Source organism: Youngiibacter fragilis 232.1, assembly GCF_000495435.3.
In the GTDB taxonomy this organism is placed as follows: Bacteria; Bacillota; Clostridia; order Clostridiales; family Clostridiaceae; genus Youngiibacter; species Youngiibacter fragilis.
This window is the reverse complement of the sequence record NZ_AXUN02000181.1, coordinates 43,077-61,780: the sequence shown is the minus strand read 5'-3', so window position 1 is coordinate 61,780 and position 18,704 is coordinate 43,077. Positions and strand designations below refer to the sequence as shown.

The 18,704-nt window shown below is 43.7% G+C and carries 12 protein-coding genes and 1 other RNA gene; 1 reads left to right on the top strand and 12 read right to left on the bottom strand.

The annotated features are described in order from the left end of the window. Window positions 1–6: 6 nt before the first annotated feature. The 7 genes from pglX to smpB all read right to left on the bottom strand — a co-directional run bounded on the left by pglX (window position 7) and on the right by smpB (window position 11,089). A complete protein-coding gene (pglX, locus tag T472_RS11265; RefSeq protein WP_023388009.1) occupies window positions 7–3,375 on the bottom strand; it encodes a BREX-1 system adenine-specific DNA-methyltransferase PglX in 3,369 nt (1,122 codons plus the stop codon). A gap of 14 nt (window positions 3,376–3,389) precedes the next feature. Then, window positions 3,390–6,890 carry a BREX system P-loop protein BrxC gene (gene brxC / locus T472_RS11260; protein WP_023388008.1) on the bottom strand — a complete coding sequence of 1,167 codons (3,501 nt, stop codon included), beginning with the start codon at window positions 6,888–6,890 and terminating at the stop codon, window positions 3,390–3,392. 15 nt (window positions 6,891–6,905) lie between these two features. Then, the gene (locus tag T472_RS11255) at window positions 6,906–7,463 is read right to left on the bottom strand and encodes a DUF1788 domain-containing protein (RefSeq protein ID WP_023388007.1); all 558 of its coding nucleotides are present in this window, start codon (window positions 7,461–7,463) and stop codon (window positions 6,906–6,908) included. Between the two features lie 9 nt (window positions 7,464–7,472). Beyond that, window positions 7,473–8,078, bottom strand: a complete 606-nt coding sequence (locus T472_RS11250) for a DUF1819 family protein (RefSeq protein WP_023388006.1) — start codon at window positions 8,076–8,078, stop codon at window positions 7,473–7,475. Between the two features lie 926 nt (window positions 8,079–9,004). After that, window positions 9,005–9,421: a hypothetical protein gene (locus T472_RS11240; protein WP_023388099.1), complete on the bottom strand. Its 417-nt coding sequence runs from the start codon at window positions 9,419–9,421 to the stop codon at window positions 9,005–9,007. A gap of 797 nt (window positions 9,422–10,218) precedes the next feature. After that, window positions 10,219–10,570: a transfer-messenger RNA gene (gene ssrA, locus T472_RS19370) on the bottom strand. Between the two features lie 51 nt (window positions 10,571–10,621). Then, window positions 10,622–11,089: an SsrA-binding protein SmpB gene (gene smpB / locus T472_RS11235; protein WP_023389121.1), complete on the bottom strand. Its 468-nt coding sequence runs from the start codon at window positions 11,087–11,089 to the stop codon at window positions 10,622–10,624. Between the two features lie 399 nt (window positions 11,090–11,488). On the opposite strand from smpB, the gene T472_RS11230 reads away from it, so the two are divergent. Continuing rightward, the gene (locus tag T472_RS11230; protein ID WP_023389120.1) at window positions 11,489–12,106 is read left to right on the top strand and encodes a GDSL-type esterase/lipase family protein; all 618 of its coding nucleotides are present in this window, start codon (window positions 11,489–11,491) and stop codon (window positions 12,104–12,106) included. Window positions 12,107–12,169: 63 nt separating this feature from the next. Here the strand turns inward: T472_RS11230 and T472_RS11225 are convergent, their stop codons facing one another. The 5 genes from T472_RS11225 to secG form a co-directional block, all read right to left on the bottom strand. Beyond that, complete coding sequence (locus tag T472_RS11225) at window positions 12,170–12,505, bottom strand: rubredoxin-like domain-containing protein (protein ID WP_023389119.1); 336 nt, start codon at window positions 12,503–12,505, stop codon at window positions 12,170–12,172. 103 nt (window positions 12,506–12,608) lie between these two features. Beyond that, window positions 12,609–14,969: a ribonuclease R gene (gene rnr, locus T472_RS11220; RefSeq protein ID WP_023389118.1), complete on the bottom strand. Its 2,361-nt coding sequence runs from the start codon at window positions 14,967–14,969 to the stop codon at window positions 12,609–12,611. A 164-nt stretch (window positions 14,970–15,133) separates the two neighbouring features. Then, a complete protein-coding gene (locus T472_RS11215) occupies window positions 15,134–17,152 on the bottom strand; it encodes a sodium-translocating pyrophosphatase (protein WP_023389117.1) in 2,019 nt (672 codons plus the stop codon). 142 nt (window positions 17,153–17,294) lie between these two features. Continuing rightward, window positions 17,295–18,260 carry an alpha/beta hydrolase gene (locus T472_RS11210; protein WP_023389116.1) on the bottom strand — a complete coding sequence of 322 codons (966 nt, stop codon included), beginning with the start codon at window positions 18,258–18,260 and terminating at the stop codon, window positions 17,295–17,297. A 150-nt stretch (window positions 18,261–18,410) separates the two neighbouring features. Further along, window positions 18,411–18,641, bottom strand: coding sequence for a preprotein translocase subunit SecG (gene secG / locus T472_RS11205; protein WP_023389115.1), 231 nt, complete (start codon window positions 18,639–18,641; stop codon window positions 18,411–18,413). Window positions 18,642–18,704 lie beyond the last annotated feature (63 nt).

Here is an 18,704-nt window from a genome sequence, read left to right as displayed (position 1 = left end):
GTCCTCCTATATCTTCGCCAGAACATCTGTGAAAATCTCATAGTTCTTCTTAACACCGTCGTCGAGGTCAATCTCGATGTTTTGATCGGCGAGGTGATGTACCTTCTCTTCAAAGGCAGTGATTTCTTTCAGTTGTTCTGACAGTTTATCCTGTTGTTTTAATAGCCGTGCGCGTTCTGAACCCGTAGCTGTGTTCAGGGCGGCAGCGATATGCGAAAGCTGTGTACGATAACGCTCCTGCTGTTCGTGGACGTAATCCGTCCTCAGCTTTGCGAGCAGGTCACGCGAATAGCGGTGCAAATAAACGAGAGACTTGAACCCGTTCTTTTTACCACTGTCAAACAGCCAGTAAATCGGACGTTTCTGATACATCTTGCAATGGTCAGCGTAGAAGTCATTTAGGAAGTAGTTTCGAATAGCCTCACGCGGCGTACCCTTACCGCAGAGAGCGTCGGCGATGAACTTCAGATTTTCCTCCAAGGTTTCCGCACTATATACCACGCGCACGAAATCTACAAACCGCCCCAAAATGTCGTCGTCGAAATATTCGTCGTCGCAGATGGGTAGGATATTATTCTTGTCGGGGGTAAATGAGCGGTATTTCCCAGCATCCCAGTCGCCGCCTGCATAGGCAAGCCCCTCGTCATCCAGCGAGTACCGCCCGAACATACAACCCACAGCATAGCTAATCAGACTGCGAATCTCGCGCCCCAAGTCAGCTTGGCGCACGGTAACGTCCTTGTCCTCCACCTCCGGCGTGAGTTCGTCCTGCAAGCCGTAGATATCGATAAATATACGGTTGAGTTCTTCCTCGTTGGCTTTGAGAGTTTCAAACCGCTCTTTCGTCTCGCGCTCCCACTTGGCAAACGCCGCCGCAACTGTCCGCTCGCCGCAGAGAATTGGGTGGCGTTTGAAGTCCCACGACACCTCAAAAGAATCCCAATCAGAGCGGGATATTTCTATGTTATTGCTTACAATATGGCATATCTCATCGCTATGTTTTAGTGATTTATCTAAAGGGATTTGAATCACATCTCCTACTTTAAAGTCCATAGTTGGCGAGAAGAATGATAAATACTCTTTTGCTACAGCCGAATTAAGTAAGCCTAGGCAATAGAACAGAGATTTCTGTTCTATTGCAAACCCCATTGCACCTTTTGAATCGAAGAGATATCCACCGGGGCAGTACCTTATTGAAATATCTCCAGTTGTAAGAGCTGACCATGTTATTCCTTTGCGAAAAGCAAAGGCACCATTATAGTTATGGGAACGAATTCTCCCCGTCTTAGTGTCAATATTGTTCCTGATTTCAAGCCCTGAGTTTTGCCAGTTCACGATGTACTCGTTGTTGCCATACCAACGGCGAAAAATTCCGCCTTTGTTATATGGAAACCATTTCCTTTTCTCTTTGGCTCCTTCATCAGCGTTGCCAGTTGAAAACGAAATGCTACCGGTGACAACCTCGTGCCAATATCTTAAAAACCTATCATTGTCTGCGGTAGCCATTCCTTCACGAGTGGTCAAAAAATCGCCTATGTTGTTCAACTTAAAAGATTCAAATAGTGGCGAACTGAGCCAGTATGCAACTGGCTTTCCTGGAATTAGTTCAAAGTCATCTGACTTCGCCGTTTTATAACGCTCGTTAATGGTAGGGAAAACAAATGGTATACCCTCATCAGTAGTTTCGTAATAGCGAATGTAGTCATACTGGGACACATAACCCGGTACTCGCTTTTTGTATAAGATAAAAGCAGCTGTTCCGAAGTTAATACCCAAACTCGTACCTCCCTTACCAAGATAAGGCATATGCACAAGGTTGATTATCGTTTTGGAGTCAAATATCTTGTCTCGTAATTTCTCAAAGCTTGACAAAAACATCCAACTCTCCATTGTAATCATTGACTGAAAACCACGGGGAGTAAGAAATTGGTCAGCACGTTCAATAAATGCAGAGAAGGTATCGCTCTTGCTGTCGGGGTAGTTTTTCTTAACGAAGTCCGACAGTTTGGATCCCATGCCCGAACCGCCCATATAAGGCGGGTTGGTAACGACGACATCGTACTTCAGCGCCAACAGGCGCTTGAAGTTCCAAGCGTTCAGTTGCAAGTCATAAGTAGTGTCATCAATACTTAACTGTCCTGTATTTTCAACAGGCATCGGTTCGAGTTCGTCCACTTTCAAGAGCGAGCCATACTCCTCACCGTCTGGGAATCCTGCGGGGTGATAAACCTGCGGCTTCACTCCATCGGTGAAAATACGACGGTTGTACTGCCGTGCTTTCATCATCAACGAAAAATAGGCAAGCTGATATGCTCTGCAGTCTATGTCCAGACCGTAGATGTTCTTTTCGAGTATCAACCTTGCGGCATCGCGGGGATTGTAGCCCTCGCTCTCATAAATCTGCATAAGCACGTCAAAGGAGTAAACTAATATATGGCCGCTGCCCATGCAAGGATCGATCAGGCGGATGTCTTCCGGTGACTTCACAGGCGACTGCGCCTTCATAACGCGGAGTTTTTCAGCAACTTCCGGCGTTTGCTCCGCTTCGTCGAGGTAGTATTTCCAATTCGCTTTCAGCGTAGGATTCGGATGCGATTCAAGCCATAGCCGGCCGAGGGAGTTTTCCACCATGTAACGTACAATCCAGTCCGGTGTAAAAAGCTGAGTTGCAGCAGGAATTTTTTCCTTTGTGATTTTCACGTTTTTCTTCAAACCATCGAACACAGCCTGTTTCGGCTCGGTGTTGTAATACTGGTACATCCACCCAATAATCTGTACTGCATCTTTCCAGTCGTCCTCATCAATGTCCTTCACAAGGCGTGCGAGTACACTATCCTGTTTGAGGATATTGTTCGGCAATAGCATCTCGGTATAGGTTCCTAGTTTCTCGAACATCTCTGGCAGGGCGGCGTTCAGCGCGTTGCACTGGGTGAGCAGTAGATAACGGTAGAGTTCTTCAGTTTGGTTAGCGTTCAGCATTTTGGAAACTTTCGATTTGTCCAAACCTTCCAGTTCGAGGTGCAGAACATCTTTGAGAATTTCAGGGTTGAAACCGCCACTCGCGTCCGAAAACACGCGAACATGGGTTTGCAAATAATCGTTGACCTCCATAAAGCGGAGAGCAACAAAACGGTTGAACCAAGTGTAAGCCACATCCTCAACTGCCTGTTCAAAGCCGTTTCTCTTTATTTCGCTGACAAAAGCTGCACGTTGCCGCTTCTCGTCTGCGGACAACACGCGCCCGGCGATAACTGCGGCATTCTCGTCGCCGTAGCCCTTGGCGCTGATTCCGTATTGATAGGCGCGCTGCTTCACCTGTTCGATGAGCTCATTTCGAGCCCAGACTGCATATTTTTGAATGGCATTTTTATTCATATCGATACCCTCACTTAGTTAATCTGAATTCCGTCGTTAGCCTCCAAGGTGTCATAGAGCTTTTTTCTAATACTTTCAAGATAAGCATCCACATCCTCCCGGGAGGTAAGACGCTTCACAGGAAAAACATCGTAGCGTCGCACCTGGGCGATCTTAACGCCAGGGGTAACCGGAACATCATGTAAAATGGTTTCTATCCGCTTACAGACTTGGTCCTTATAGTTGAGTAATTGAGTGATCATCGCGTCGAGCATAGTCAAACTTTTTGCATCCGCGATTTTCTTTTTGAATTCTGTAAATCGATCATCTGACTTCTTAACCTCATCGGTTGCCTTGCTGCCAACGCCTGCAAGGGTGTGGACGTCACTCATACATTGTTGAACGATACCAAGAACTTCATCTTTCTTCTGCTTTAACAGAACGCCATAGGCTTTCTTGATATTCTGAATGAGATCAGAGAGATCTTTAATTCTACCGTAGGGTTTTACCATAACGAGAATTGAAGAAAGCTCACTGATATTGACATTTGTGGTGGGGTCAGTGACGAAGTAATCACGCTCGTGCTGAAGATCGTTTTGCAGTTTTCTTGCAGAATCAAATATGCCTCTTTGAGACTTAAAGAAGGTTTCGATTTCTTCCATATCTTCAGTAGCATCTTTCAAGTCATCTTGTTTGGCTAGCAAGCGTTTTATTAACGCCACGTTGTCATTCTTTTGAGATAGAATCTCCGAAATCAAGGTTCGAGCATTTTCAACGGCTTCTTTTTGAGGGTAGTGATCATGACTATATTCAATAAGCAGGTTATCGTAATGACCAAGCTTCTCGATCAATGTTTCTTTAACAAACGAGACTAGCCCATCTTCATCTTCGGCGATGCTCAGCTGTCCAAGCCAGTCGCGCAGAAACTTAACGGCTTTTCGCATATCATCTTCAGAAGGTGCTATTCGGCGGCTAACACTCGTCTTGTCAATCTCGGATTTCAATCTCATGTAGCGAACAAGGTTCTTGTCCTCTTTACCTACAACTGCTCCACCATAACGAATCTCCACTTTTTGTGAAATGATAAGTCTTGCGACCAAAGCAGCAATGTCAACTTCTCGCCAGCCATAAGGGATCGCTTGATAGCGGCGCTGCACGTCGCCCATTGAAACAGGAACATGGTTCATATGACGATCTTCAAGCCATTGACTAATTTCGTTTAAAGCAAATTCATTGTTTGCGCCGGTACCAACAGAAACAGTTTGGTGGGGTGCACTGTTGAGAATGGTCAATATGTCAGCATCACTCTCAAAGAACTTGTTTACAAAATTCAGTTTGGAGTAGACACTTTCTATGATTTGTTTCAAGGCCTCATCCAACTTTATTTTGGCATCTCCATACTTAATATCTACTTTTTCACCGTTAATGAAAAATGCTCCTCCGATGATAGCCTTCTCAATCTGCTTCTTCGCGCTATCTTCAAGTATTCGCGCTTGCGCCTGTCGCTTTCGGATGATGTCCTGAATACTTTCTGGCAACTGGGACACATTCTTTTGCTTAATATATTTGCGAATTTTAGCGGCGGTCTCAAGCTCCTCAAAATAGTGAACATCGCCTGAAAGTAGCACAATTGCCTCATGGTTGGCGAACGAGTCCGCTAAAAGCTTTGCTTCAGGCGCATTATAATAATCACTTGCTACCGTCACAAATCGTAATCGGACCCCGCCCGATGCTGAACCAACAAGGGTTTCATCAATATATTGATCATAAGCGAAATCATATTTATTGTATTTGTATTTTTTAGATGGATAAATATCGCTAAAGATGGTCTGTCCGATGCTTTGTACGATAGTTGCACTGTCCACCGATGTATTGCGGATGTCAATAGCTATATCCTGTTCCTCATCAGTCAGAAACGAGTAGGTGTCACCATTTCGGGCAACATAGTTTTGACGCTCCAACCGTTCCAAACTTTCTGCGATTTCACGTCTTAACTTGATCTTATCGGTCCGGATGTCATCCACCATCATTATGGAGATATTATCGATGTTAGCCTTGAAGTCATCGATATACCGTACCAGGTACAGAAGCTTAAGGACACTTACATCTCGCTGTTCTAACCCATCATGTTTATCTGCAGCTGTTTGACATCGATCAATTACTCGGCGGATTGGACTTTCGAGGAATGTATGTACCGTGTCGTAGAACTGCCAGAATGGCACAATGGCATTTTCATCCTTATTTTGAACCTTTTGTGTAGCTTCCTGGAAACCAGAGAGCATCGATCGCTCCCCACCAGATAAGCTTTTCCCGGAATTTCCGTGTTTGCGAATTTCAGCAAGTACTTTCTGGAAGATAATAAAATGGTAAGGGACAAACGGATAAGTAGAGGCGAATTCTCCTCCATTAGCGTATCCTTTGATATCCAGCACCGCATTATTGAAAGTAAAAAGATTCTTTAAAACAGCGTGCTCCTTGTCATAAACCATATGAAGGAGTGCCTGTGCATCTTCTGTCTTTTCGAGAATACGTTTCTTAATAACCTCATCCACTGAGGCAGAAGAGAGGGACAACCGAGTATTGAAACGCCCTTGAATCTTTGAAAAGTCATCACCACTGATTTTAACGACGGAGTCGATGGCTTCCTGGCTTGTTACCATTACCCATACTTTTCCACGACACTTACTACCTAATTCTTCAACGATGGATTGAAGATTGATCATCAGATCACCATCATCCCCAATGTATTGGCCTACTTCGTCAACGCAGAAAAGGAGCCTAAAATCTTTGCCCTTAGAATCAACATAATCCTTTATTTCCTCAACAAGCAGCTTAATGCTCATGTTTCCGTTTTCTTCGCCATTAAACCAGTTGCGAGCGGCAGTTTCACTCATACCAAGAACAGACTGCAGAACTGAAACGATATCATCCTCAAAGAAGGCGTAGGAGGATCTGGCTTCTACCCAAGATTCGCCGTTAACTTGCTCAAAGGCTCTGCGGAATTCATCTGTCTTGCCGCTTTTATCCACGAAACGTTCTAATTTCGCGATTTTCAAATCATCACCATAGAACCCCAGGTGATTATAGAATACTGTGGCAAACACACGCATAACTGCCGTTTTATCCTTGTTGATTGGGCCTTCGATGTCTATGTTAAAGAGAATAGATTCCGTTGGGATATTGGTACAACGAACGACCGTTGCATACATCATCGGATCGTCGAATTTGTCCTTGAAAAAGTCGACTGCATTCCGACCCGCTACACTTTGATTGGAAAGAAGGTATGAAAGCATTTTGAGGAAGTGGGATTTACCACTTCCGAAGAAACCCGAAATCCATACTCCAATTTTATCTGTTGGATTATCGATGGCTTTCGAGTAATTATGAAAGAACGTATTAAAATGCCGACGAAGTTCTTTGGTGATTATATACTCACTAAGTTCTTGAACGAGACTATGCTCGTCGTCTTGGCCCACTTGGATAACTCCGTTGATGTCACGGTTGATATCCTTTTGCAACATGTTTTGAATTTTCATAGTGCCTTCCTCCAATTAAAGTAGATTGAACGCTCTGTAGTAGTTCCCGTCATGGAACTTATTAAAAAGGATCAATCTTTGCCCATTATATTCACCGGGATAGAACATCACTACTGGGATGTCTGTGAAATCCTTTTGCATACCATTGAGCAATATATGAGCCCGCATGAAAGGATGTACTTTACCGACACCTGTTAGGAAAATCACATCACCCGGTTGATGAGACGCGTACCCCAGCTTGACTAGGAATCGGTTCTGTATTGCTTTTGTCTGAAGCTTATCAAGTAGATAGTCCTTGCCTTTTTTTTCCTCAAGTGACGCAATAGCAGGAAGGAGTCTCTTCTCCTCCAGTATTTCGAGTAGGATCTTGTACAGATCTCTCTCGATTATCCTGTAGTTTTCGGATGGTGTATTCACCAGACGCTCAATGTACGCCCGAACAATTAGTTCATGCTTGGGATCGTAATTGAAAACGTGAATTCCCACCTCATTGGAAAGTCCTTTGTTAGCAAGGAAATCCGGATTCGAAATACGTTCCTTTATTCTGTCAAGTTCTTGTTTAATGTCAGCCATACTTTCCTCCTACCTAAAACAATTAAATGCGGCGAGTGCGGTCAAGTCGTTATTATCTCGAATACCTGATTCTAATTCGGCGCTGATAAAAATGGGATTCAAAGATGTATCGTTAGCGCTATCGAGCATTTCAGTTTCAATCAGGCATTTGTTCAAAACCTGTTTTAATTTTTTTATCGTTTGCTCGCTCCAAGCCGCCACATCATCGTTTTGTTCCTGTAATCGAGAAAAGAAGATGTTAATATCTTTTTTAGTGTAGAAAAAATCCTGTTGGCGATACTTCTCGCCAATAAGCCCTTCCATAAACTCCCTAACAAGCCTGTTATAGCGCATCATCGCATACAGGTTTATTTGTTTTGCAACCTCAACCGGTGCGTTCGCTAACTCATAAATCAGCTTCTCATTGCTAAGCGCCAGGATTCTACGGTGGCAGGCGCGGACAAACTTGCTGATCTTTCGCTCTGTAGGATACTGGAAAAGATTGTCGCGTCTGACTATTTCAATAATTTCTTCAACGCTAGTACACTTCAAATACAGTTTCGAAACTATCCGCATCTCATAGAAAAAAAACTGTTCGCCAGTCAATCCACCACTGTAAGGCGTAGAAATACTCATAATTTGTCAGCACCTTTCATCTCACTTGGACTTCAATCTTCATCGGTATTCATTTAATATCAGCGCTTTTCCCGCTATCAACCCATTCATCTACTTCATAAATTTTGAATTTATATCGCTTCCCTATCCTGCGGTAAGGGATAACTTCTTTAGGCCAGCAGAGAGCCTGAAACAGGCACAAAAGTATTGCCGTCAGACCAGCCAAGAGTGAGTAACCTGAATCCCTTACAGTACCTATTTCTTGCATGGTCATAGACCTATGCCAGCAGTTCTAATTTCTTGGATCTGTTTCTTTCATAGAGAGTGTCATCTATGATGAACACATTGTCTCGTGCTGCAACTGTCAGATCTTTAAGGCTCTGGTTTGTTATCTGCTCAGCAAGAATCGTTGTGAATTGCTGCCAGTTGATTGAAGCCGAGTTAAGGAAATGGTAGGCGGTATCCTTACTGAATCCAGGTCAATAGTTATTGGTCAGTATGTTCATGTGCATTGAACGATTGCTGGATATCAGACAAAGCAGATACTCGAAAATGACAGCACCTTGAATCCTTTAGATTTGTATGCGTTACAGAATTTGAGCAGGATACCCATCCTATATCTCTTGAAAAAATTGATGATCGTCTTTGAAATAGCAATTACGTCTTTGTGGGTTTGTTGTAATTTTTCACAACATTAACTTCAGTGTTATATATTTTTGATATACTTATTTATTAAAACAAATTCTGGCTCGTTCATATTGCTTTTTACAAATAATCCAGTAATGTCAATGGTTAGAGGGCATTTTGATTGTGAGAAGTATTAGTTAATAACTACAACTACTGTATCATAAAGTTAAAATCGCTAGATTTACGGAGTTGATCTTATATAATTACATTAAATATTATTATAACATTAGGCTACTTATCATTTCTAATTACAGAGAAAATCAATAGCCAATTTTATCAATATGTTTTATCCATGAATATTCACCATCAACTACTTCACGACGGATCATCTCCCAAGCCTCGACAAATGATTTATTCTTTTCTTTGATTGTATTGGAAAGATCATTTAATATCAGATAATCAATGTTACTTGCTAAATCCCCCCTCATTGATACCTTGCCATCTGGATCCCAAACATCTCTATTTACATTCCTCATTAATTCATACCATATTGACATTATTTGAGTGCTGTATCGGCTTCTCCGATATTCACAATGGCAATTAAGTAAAGCAATTTCCTTAAGAAAAAGTTCATAGTCTGTTATTTTAGATAACCTCTCTACAGTTGTTTTCATAAAATATTGATTATTAGCCTCAACCAAGTCACAAACTACCTTTGAAATTTCTATATTATCCATGAATATCCACTCCTTATGTTTTAACTATACAAAATACAATTTCTATACGGATATAATATTCTCTCATCAATATATGTAATGAAAGTAATCTTAAGGTTAGTATGAATATTAATTATTTCACATATTATAAATAGTTATATATTCAAATAAAGTTTTGAATTTTCTAATTCATAAATTGAAATCTGACCTACGGTAGGCAGTTATTATTCTCGCATCAAATTTATACTCTTAAAAATATTAAAGTAGTTATGCAATCACTCGCAATTTTTATGGAATAACAACAGCAATCTATAAATAAGTATTTTATATTATTATATCAGATTATTGCACCATATTCTGTAGATGTTAGAGCTGCTGAATTTTGACAATTAGTAGCCATGCTTGCCTGTCCGTAAATTGACGGATATACTGGCAGAGAGAAAGAGTTGAATAGAAAGTATCCCCAAACTCAAAATGTTCACCAAGTTTCTAGCTCAGTGGAAATACATCGTGAATTTATTGCGCACATAACCATATTATCATCTCCAGCGTTTCGCGTAAAAGTATGCCCCCCTGTGCAAAAAGCACCAAAATCAGGATTTTTACCCAATTTTGGTGCCATTTTCACAATTTTTACGTTTTGATTAAATCGCCATATCCATTGACGCTCAAGCCTTTTGCCTCTCTATCAAGACGACTGTCTCAACGTGTGGTGTATTCGGAAATAATTCCTTATGTTTCAGTGAATACTCTTTTTTATACAACAAAAGCCCCTGAAAATCAGGAGCTTTCATTGTATCAATAATTGAGTACTAATATGGTGGAGATGACGGGTGTCGAACCCGTGTCCAGAAATCAGCCGACCTGGCTTTCTACGAGTGTAGCTCTGTAGTTTAAATTTCCATCCTCCATCGCCTACAGGCAGGCTATGGAATCTGTAGCTTCATTTATTCCGTTCCTGGCTCAAAGCTTTGCCAGGCTCGTTTTACCGTTTAATGACGCCCTGGCCCCAGGCAACGGCCATCCCGGGCAGAACGTAGCAGACTAGGCTGCTAGTGCAAAATTATCTTCTGCGTTTACAAATTCCCATAGTTTTTTAAAGCAGGCCCACGGGGTCCTTCTACTCGCTTACCAAACCGTCCATATCCCTGTCGAAGCCAATACATCCCCATGGCTCTGGTTATGTCCAGCACTTTATTTTATATCGCAGAATCTTGCATGTCAATATCTACCGCGTTCCTTGAACTCTCTTTCGATGTCCCTCTTCGCGGCTTTTTCAAGCATTGTGTCCCTCTTGTCGTAGTTCTTCTTACCTTTGGCTACAGCAAGCGCTACCTTCACTATCCCGTTCTTAAGATAAAGTGACAGTGGAACCAGAGTATAGCCTTCCTGAGCTGTGAACTGCTCGAGCTTGAGTATCTCACTCTTATGGAGAAGCAGCCTTCTGTCCCGGAGCGGATCCTTGTTGAATATGTTGCCCCTCTCATACGGACTGATGTGCATGTTCTTAAGGATCACTTCGCCGTTTACAATGTCAGCGTAGCTGTCCCTAAGGTTTGCAGATCCCATCCTGATTGACTTAACTTCAGTCCCAACCAACTCGATACCGGCCTCATACACTTCCTCGATGAAATATTCGTGTCTCGCTTTCCTGTTCTCAGCCAGGGTCTTGTTCTTCTTGTCGTTCATTTTCTCACCCCGCTGAATCCTATACTAACACAAACACAGTTGCATTTCATCCGCCATTATCATTTTAGTACATGGTGTTTAAAACTAGATTAAAACGTGGCATGGTTATTGCTAAATAAAAATAATATCTTTGGATCCATACTTAACCATAGTTTAGCTGTTCCAAATCAGTTCTATCTTGATTATTCTAAAATATTCCCAATATTTTCTGTTCTTCTTTAGTTCAACTTGAAATATTTGATGGATAAATATGGTAATTGTGTTATATAATAAACATAACTCGCGATATAGTCTGAAATTTCAAATTCTTAATTCATAATTTATTAATACATATTTTACTTTTGACTTTTTTACGGTAAAATATATTAATAGAGAGTGAACATCAAGGAGGTGGTGACCATGAAGCTGCTTTTTATCGGTGATAGTTTTTTGACAGGGTATGGAGTAAAGAATGGCGAGTCCTGGTATGACCTCGTCAAGAATGAAACGCCGGAAGAAATGATCAACAGGGGCATCAACGGAAACACCACTACCGACATTCTTATAAGGTTCCACGAAGACGCACTTAGCATAAAACCTGACTATGTGTTTATCATTGCCGGGACTAACGACGCACTCTGCAAAAGGACAGCCAATATCATATTCAACAATGTGGTTGAGATGATCAACATGTCACTGGATTCAGGAATAATTCCGATAATCATGCTTCAGCCCCTTATCTCAGTCAAGATTGCAAATGAAATCTGGGGAATGGGCAAGGAGGACTATCAGGAATCACTGATTATCCTGAAGAGGTACAGGCGGCTCATCACCGAATACTGCCAGGATGAGAACATTGCAACAATCGACTTTGCAAAGACGATTACAGAGGATACGCTGCAAAATCAGCCCTCCAAGGTATTCATCGACGGGATACACCTTACACAGGAATACCACAAGGCTGTGGCAGACAAGTTCCTGTACAAGTTCAACTACATCCTTCTGAAGAAGGACCCAAAGGATTATATTGTCTCATGATAAAGGTCTGCACGCTTATCAAGCATGCAGACCTTATAATTTTATTCACAGTGCTGTCTTATCTTACCACTTGCCCTTAGCCATATGTCCTGCAAGCTCAGCTTTTGACCTGCCCTTGATCACCCACAGCTCATCCTTGGCCTCTTCGAATGCCCTTACACAGTTAGGGTCAAGCTTCAGCTCGATTCCCTCGTTGCAGAGAGCGATCATCTTGTCAACAAGAGTGATAAGCTCGAAGTGGATATCATTTGTCCGGTCGGATGAGTATATCTTCTTTGCATCCTCGTCAGACAGTGCAATGAAATGCTCAGGGCCTACTCCACACTTGGGACAAGCAGCTGGTGGAGCCTCTCCCTCATAGATATAGCCGCATACGTCGCATTTAAATAGTTTCTTCATTTTCCTACCTCCACATATTCATTCTAAATATTGACTTAAGCATTAACGCCAGTCACTATACACTATTATAACATTACAGTATTAACAATGTATGAACTATGTATTATGGTTTGCTTTTTGAAGAGTTTTTCTTGGCAGGGGCAGGCTTCCTCTTCGCACCTGGTTTAGGTTTGCCTGGCTTCGCTGTAGGTGAAGGTTTTCTGCCTGTCACAAAGCCAGCCTTCTGTTTCGGTTTACCCGGTATTTCAACGGGATTCCTTGCTGCTGACCCGGAAGGCTTAGGCCCGGTTCTATGTGGCTTCCTTCCTGGCAGTGGAGTTGTCAATATCTCGTCAGGTGCAAGAAGGTCAGCGATAAGCTCAGGAAGCTCGAAGAATATGTCATGGCTGTCAAGGTCTACCTTTGACACCAGAACATTTACCTTGTCACCTAATCCGAATTCCCTTCCGTTGCTTTCCCCCCTAAGCTTCATGTGCCTGTCGTCAAACAGGTAGTAATCGTCGTAGAGGCTTGTTATATGTATCAGTCCCTCTATGGTGTTCGGGAGCTCGACGAATATTCCAAAGCCGGTAACGGACGAGATTATCCCCTCGAAGGTCTCACCCATGTGAAGGCTCATGTACTCTGCCTTCTTCAGGGAGTCCAGGTCCCTCTCAGCCTCATCAGCCACCCTTTCCATGTCGGAGGATATCTTTGAAGCTTCAGCGACTAGCCCTGAAAGTTCCTTAGCCCTTCCCTCTGGAATCCCCTTGTTGATGAACTCTTTGATGATCCTGTGGATCATAAGGTCAGGGTATCTCCTTATTGGTGACGTGAAGTGGCAGTAATAGGTCGCAGCAAGACCGAAATGACCTACGCTCTCCGGCGAGTACCTTGCCTGCATCATGCTCCTTAAGAGCAGCTTTGAAAGGATAAGCTCCTCGCTCTTTCCCTTGACCTTCTCCAGGACCTCCTGGAGAGACTTTGGCTGAACTCCGCTGTATAGCCTGACAGGAATACCAAGGTTGAACGCAAACTCAGAGAATGCCTTCAGCTTCTCACCGTCCGGTTCCTCATGGACCCTGTATATGAACGGGGCGCGGGTCCAGAACATGTGTTCGGCAACAGTCTCATTGCAGACAAGCATGAACTCCTCTATCATCCTGTTGGAGATCTCTCTTGGGTATGGTCCCACATATATGGGCTTCCCGAGCTTGTCCAGAACTATCTTGCTCTCAGGGAAGTCAAAGTCTATTGCACCTCGTTCATCCCTCTTGGCCTTTAGAACACCCTGCAGTTCTTCCATGTCCTTAAGCACTGGGATGAATTCCCTGTACTTTTCAAGACCTTCATCCATTTCACCCTTAAGGACCCTTGTTACATCCTCATATGTGGCACGCAGCTTGCTTTCTATTACAGACTCGAATATGTCGTAGTCTATGACCTTTCCCCTTCTGTCTATAGTCATTTCACAGCTCAGGGTAAGCTTTGCCTCATGGGGATTAAGAGAACACAGGTTGTTCGAAAGCTTCTTCGGAAGCATGGGTATGACAAGGTCAAGAAGGTAAACAGAAGTTGCCCTCTTGAATGCCTCACTGTCAACAGGAGTACCCTCCCTCACATAATGAGTTACGTCAGCTATGTGGACCCCAAGCCTGAAGGAACCGTCAGGTCTCTTTTCAACAGTTACAGCATCATCAAGGTCCTTGGCGTCAGCTCCATCTATGGTCATTATCATCTGATTCCTGAGGTCGCGTCTCCTTGTTATCTCGCTTTCAGGTATTACCTCCGAAAGCCGTTCAGCCTGCTCATGGACCTTGGGCGGGAATTCCTCAGGAAGGGCATATTTCTTGACGACAGTCAGTATGTCCACACCCTTGTCGCCCTTCTTACCAAGGATCTCAGATATTACCCCTTCAGGGTTCCTTCCCTTCTCCGGCCACTTCGTGATATCAACAACGACGACATCATCGAGCTCAGCAAAGTTCCTTCCGCTCTTCGGGATGAATATGTCGTATTTCAGCCTTACATCCTCAGGTGACACGAAACCGAAGTTCCTTGATTCCTGATATGTTCCTATGACAGTAGTGTTCTTTCGTTCAACTACCCTTATTATCTCGCCTTCAGCCTTCTTGTCCTTCTTGTCTTCCCTTAGTATCTTTACCTGTACCCTGTCACCATGCATGGCATCAGCCATCGCGGTAGGAGGTATGAAGGCATCCCTTTCATCGGCACCCCTTGTGACGAAGCCGAAGCCCCTCTGGTTGACAGTAAGTGTTCCTGTGATTATCCCGAATTTTTCAGGCAGGGCTATCCTGTTGTTGGCAAGCATAAAGAGCGTGCCGTCCTTTATGAAGCCATCGACAGCAGCCCTGAATTCCTTCAGCTCATTTCTTGGGATCTGAAGGCTGTGTGCAAGTTCCTCAACTGTAAGTGGCTTATAATGATGCTGTGAGATTATTTCCAATAATTTTTCTAGAAGCATTGAGTGTACCGCCCGGCCAATGCCAGGCTCTCCTTTCATTCATGCCTTATACCAGTAAATTGTCCTATATAAGAATTATACGCCATATGGTAACTAATATTACAAAAAAAGGCCGCATTTGCGGCCTTTTAACAATAAATTAATGAATAATCTGTTTCTGTCAGCTATTTTGCCAGCAGGTCAAGAAGGATTCCGCCGTATTCCAGTATTACCGGAGCAAATACCAGAGAAACAACAGTCATGAGCTTTATAAGTATGTTCATTGAAGGTCCTGAAGTATCCTTGAACGGATCTCCTACAGTATCTCCAACAACAGCGGCCTTGTGGGCATAACCACCCTTTCCGCCGTGTTCTCCTGATTCGATGTACTTCTTGGCATTGTCCCAGGCTCCGCCTGAATTGGACATCATTATGGCAAGCAGCACTCCTGAAGTGACCGCACCTACTATCATTCCTCCGAGGGCTTCAGTTCCGAGCAGAAGCCCAAGCGCTACCGGTACGACAATAGCAAGAACTCCAGGAAGAATCATCTCCCTTAAAGCTGCCTTTGTCGAAATTGCAACGCACTTCTCATACTCAGGCTTACCGGTGCCTTCCATTATTCCAGGTATCTCCTTGAACTGCCTTCTTACCTCTTTAACCATGTCATTCGCTGCATTTCCCACTGACTTCATCGTGAGGGCACCGAACAGGAATGGAAGCATAGCACCGACAAAGAGTCCTACGAGAGTAAGGGGATTGAGAAGGTTAATCGCGCCAAGCTTTACAGCCTCTGCGTATGATGCGAAGAGTGCAAGTGCCGTAAGGGCAGCAGAGCCTATCGCGAAGCCCTTGCCTATTGCAGCAGTCGTATTTCCAACTGAGTCAAGCTTGTCTGTTATCTGTCTGACTTCCTTTGGAAGATGTGACATTTCTGCAATACCACCGGCATTGTCAGCAATAGGACCATATGCATCTACAGCAACTGTTATTCCTGTAGTGGAAAGCATGCCTACCGCCGCAAGTGATATACCATAAAGTCCCATGGTCGGATTCTGTGCTCCTCCCATTATGAAATATGAGACAATGATTCCAACTACTATGAATATTACAGGTACAAGAGTTGAATACATACCAACAGCGAGTCCTGATATGATATTGGTGGCTGGTCCTGAGAGTGACTCCTCAGCAATATTCTTGACATATTTGTAGTCCCCTGAAGTGTATATCTCGGTGATCTTGCCTATCAAGATACCAACCATAAGTCCTGCTGCAACAGCAAATGCCGCCTTCATGTCACCAAATATCGTTGCACTGAGAACGAATGCTGCTATAAGAGTAGCACCGCCGGCTATATATGTTCCAAGGTTCAATGCACTCTGAGGATTATCCTCCTTAGAGCTGTTTGATATTGTAATTCCGATTATTGCTCCAATAATACCTACAGATGCAAGGAGCATGGGGAATATGGCTCCGTTCTTTCCAAGAAGAACAACACCAAGAGTCAGGGCAGATACTATGGATCCGACATATGACTCAAAAAGGTCAGCACCCATTCCGGCTACGTCACCAACATTGTCTCCAACATTGTCAGCGATAACCGCAGGATTTCTCGGGTCATCCTCCGGTATTCCAGCTTCAACCTTTCCAACCAGGTCAGCGCCTACGTCAGCGGCTTTGGTGTAAATGCCTCCTCCAACCCTTGCGAAAAGGGCGATCGAGGATGCTCCAAGGCTGAAGCCTGTTAGGTACGTTACCTTACCATCAAAGGCAAGATACAGTAGCGCAAGTCCGAGTATTCCAAGACCAACAACAGCCATTCCCATTACCGCTCCACCTGAAAAAGCGATCTTAAGCGCCTGTTTCATACCTGATTTAGCAGCATTTGCTGTCCTTACATTTGCCTTGGTAGCGACCTGCATACCGAAGTATCCTGCAGCAATAGAAAAAAGAGCTCCAAGAACGAAAGAGATCGATGTCTGCCATCCGATAACGAAAAGGATAGCAGTTACAGCAACGATGAACACTGCAAGATACTGATACTCAGCTTTCAGGAAAGCCATCGCTCCATCATGGATATAGCCTGCGATTTCCTTCATCCTGTCATTCCCAGCATCCTGTCTGCTGATCATTGAGGCTAGATATAACGCGAATACAATAGCAACGACGCCGCACAACGCCGACAGAAGAAAAGTGATTTCCATTTACAACACTCCCTTTTTTACCTTTTTACCTTTTTACCTTTTTACAAATAAGTGTATCCCCCTGGTAAGCCAGGTTTTGTCCTGAAGCGTATCTTCTTTTTATATATGATACTACTTTCATGTTTATCTATAATTATTTTAATTATAAACCGCTTATAAAATCAATTAGTTTTTCCTTAAATTCCGTATCAAGGGGCAAGGTCGGATCCGAATAGGTCTTCAGGTTCCCTTCCCTGTCTGTCGGTGCTTCCTTCAGCACATGGTTCATTCCGGGGATTATGAACATGGTCGAGTCAGGCTTTGATCCATGCAGCAGCTCTGCATCCTCAACACCCACCTGTATGTCATTGTCACCCTGAAGTATCAATGTCCTGGCCTTCACACCCTTCATTACCTCAGAAGGGTCAAATCTGAACCATGATATCAGATAGGGCTGAACGCTTGGCCTGAACAGCATGAAGAGGTCCGCCGGTATTTCCGTCACCTTCTCGCCGCCCGTAAGGCTGTCGATTATGGGAACCGACCTGTTGTATATGTCCTCACCTGAAGCCTTAAGCTGCCTTTTGAGAGTCTCGTACGCAGGAGTCCCGATTCCGGCAACCATCACAAGGCCTGATAATCCTGGCAGGTCCTTCTCGGCGACTGATGCGAGCATCGCACCTTCGCTGTGACCGATGAGCACGATCTTCTTGTACTCCTTGAAATGGGCTGCGATCTGAACTATGTCATCGCTGTAGTCGGTGAATATGAGGTCTTCCTCCTTCTTCACCAGGTCAGCGCTCTTTGCTATTCCCCTCTTGTCATATCTGAAGCTTGAAACCTTTGCCTCAGCCAGAGCCTCGGCAATCATCTTCAGGCTGTTGTTCTCACCCGCCTGGGGATTGTTCCCGTTTCTGTCAGTGGGGCCTGAACCAGCCACGATTATGGCAAGGGTTCCAGAAGCGCCTGATGGCTCCATCAGCGTCCCCTTGAGAGTACCGCCCTTGACCGGTACCTCTATTTCCTTCTCAGGAAACTTTCCTGCAGGGACCTTTTCCTTGTCGCTGCAGCCAGAAAGAAGGAATACAGTTGCAATTGTTGCCATGACCTTAAATGCAAATCTTCTCATTCTTCCCTCCAAAATAGAAATGAAGCAGCAATGACTTTCATTCAATATCAAGAGTTCTTCAGGTTCTTTATATCGGTGATCGCCATGGCTGCTCCAAAGATGCGAAATTGGTGTAAAATAAAATGCTGCCTGCAAGACAGCATAGTTATCCTATAGTATGTTCATTAGGATCGTGTTCACCGCGAATAGTATCGCGAGGAGCACCGTTATTTTCTTTAGGAAGGCTTCTCCAGTCCTTGACCTGTTCTTGCTGAAGAATGTCTCCTGCGTCCCGCCTCCTGTAAATCCCTTCAGACCGTCGGATTTGCTCTGCTGCATAAGCACAACTGCTATAATGGCTATCGCCAATACAAATTCAATAAATATCAAGAAACCGTTCATAAATTCCTCCTGAGCTGTAATCAACAACTCATTTTAACATATTTCAAACTCTATAACAAATAT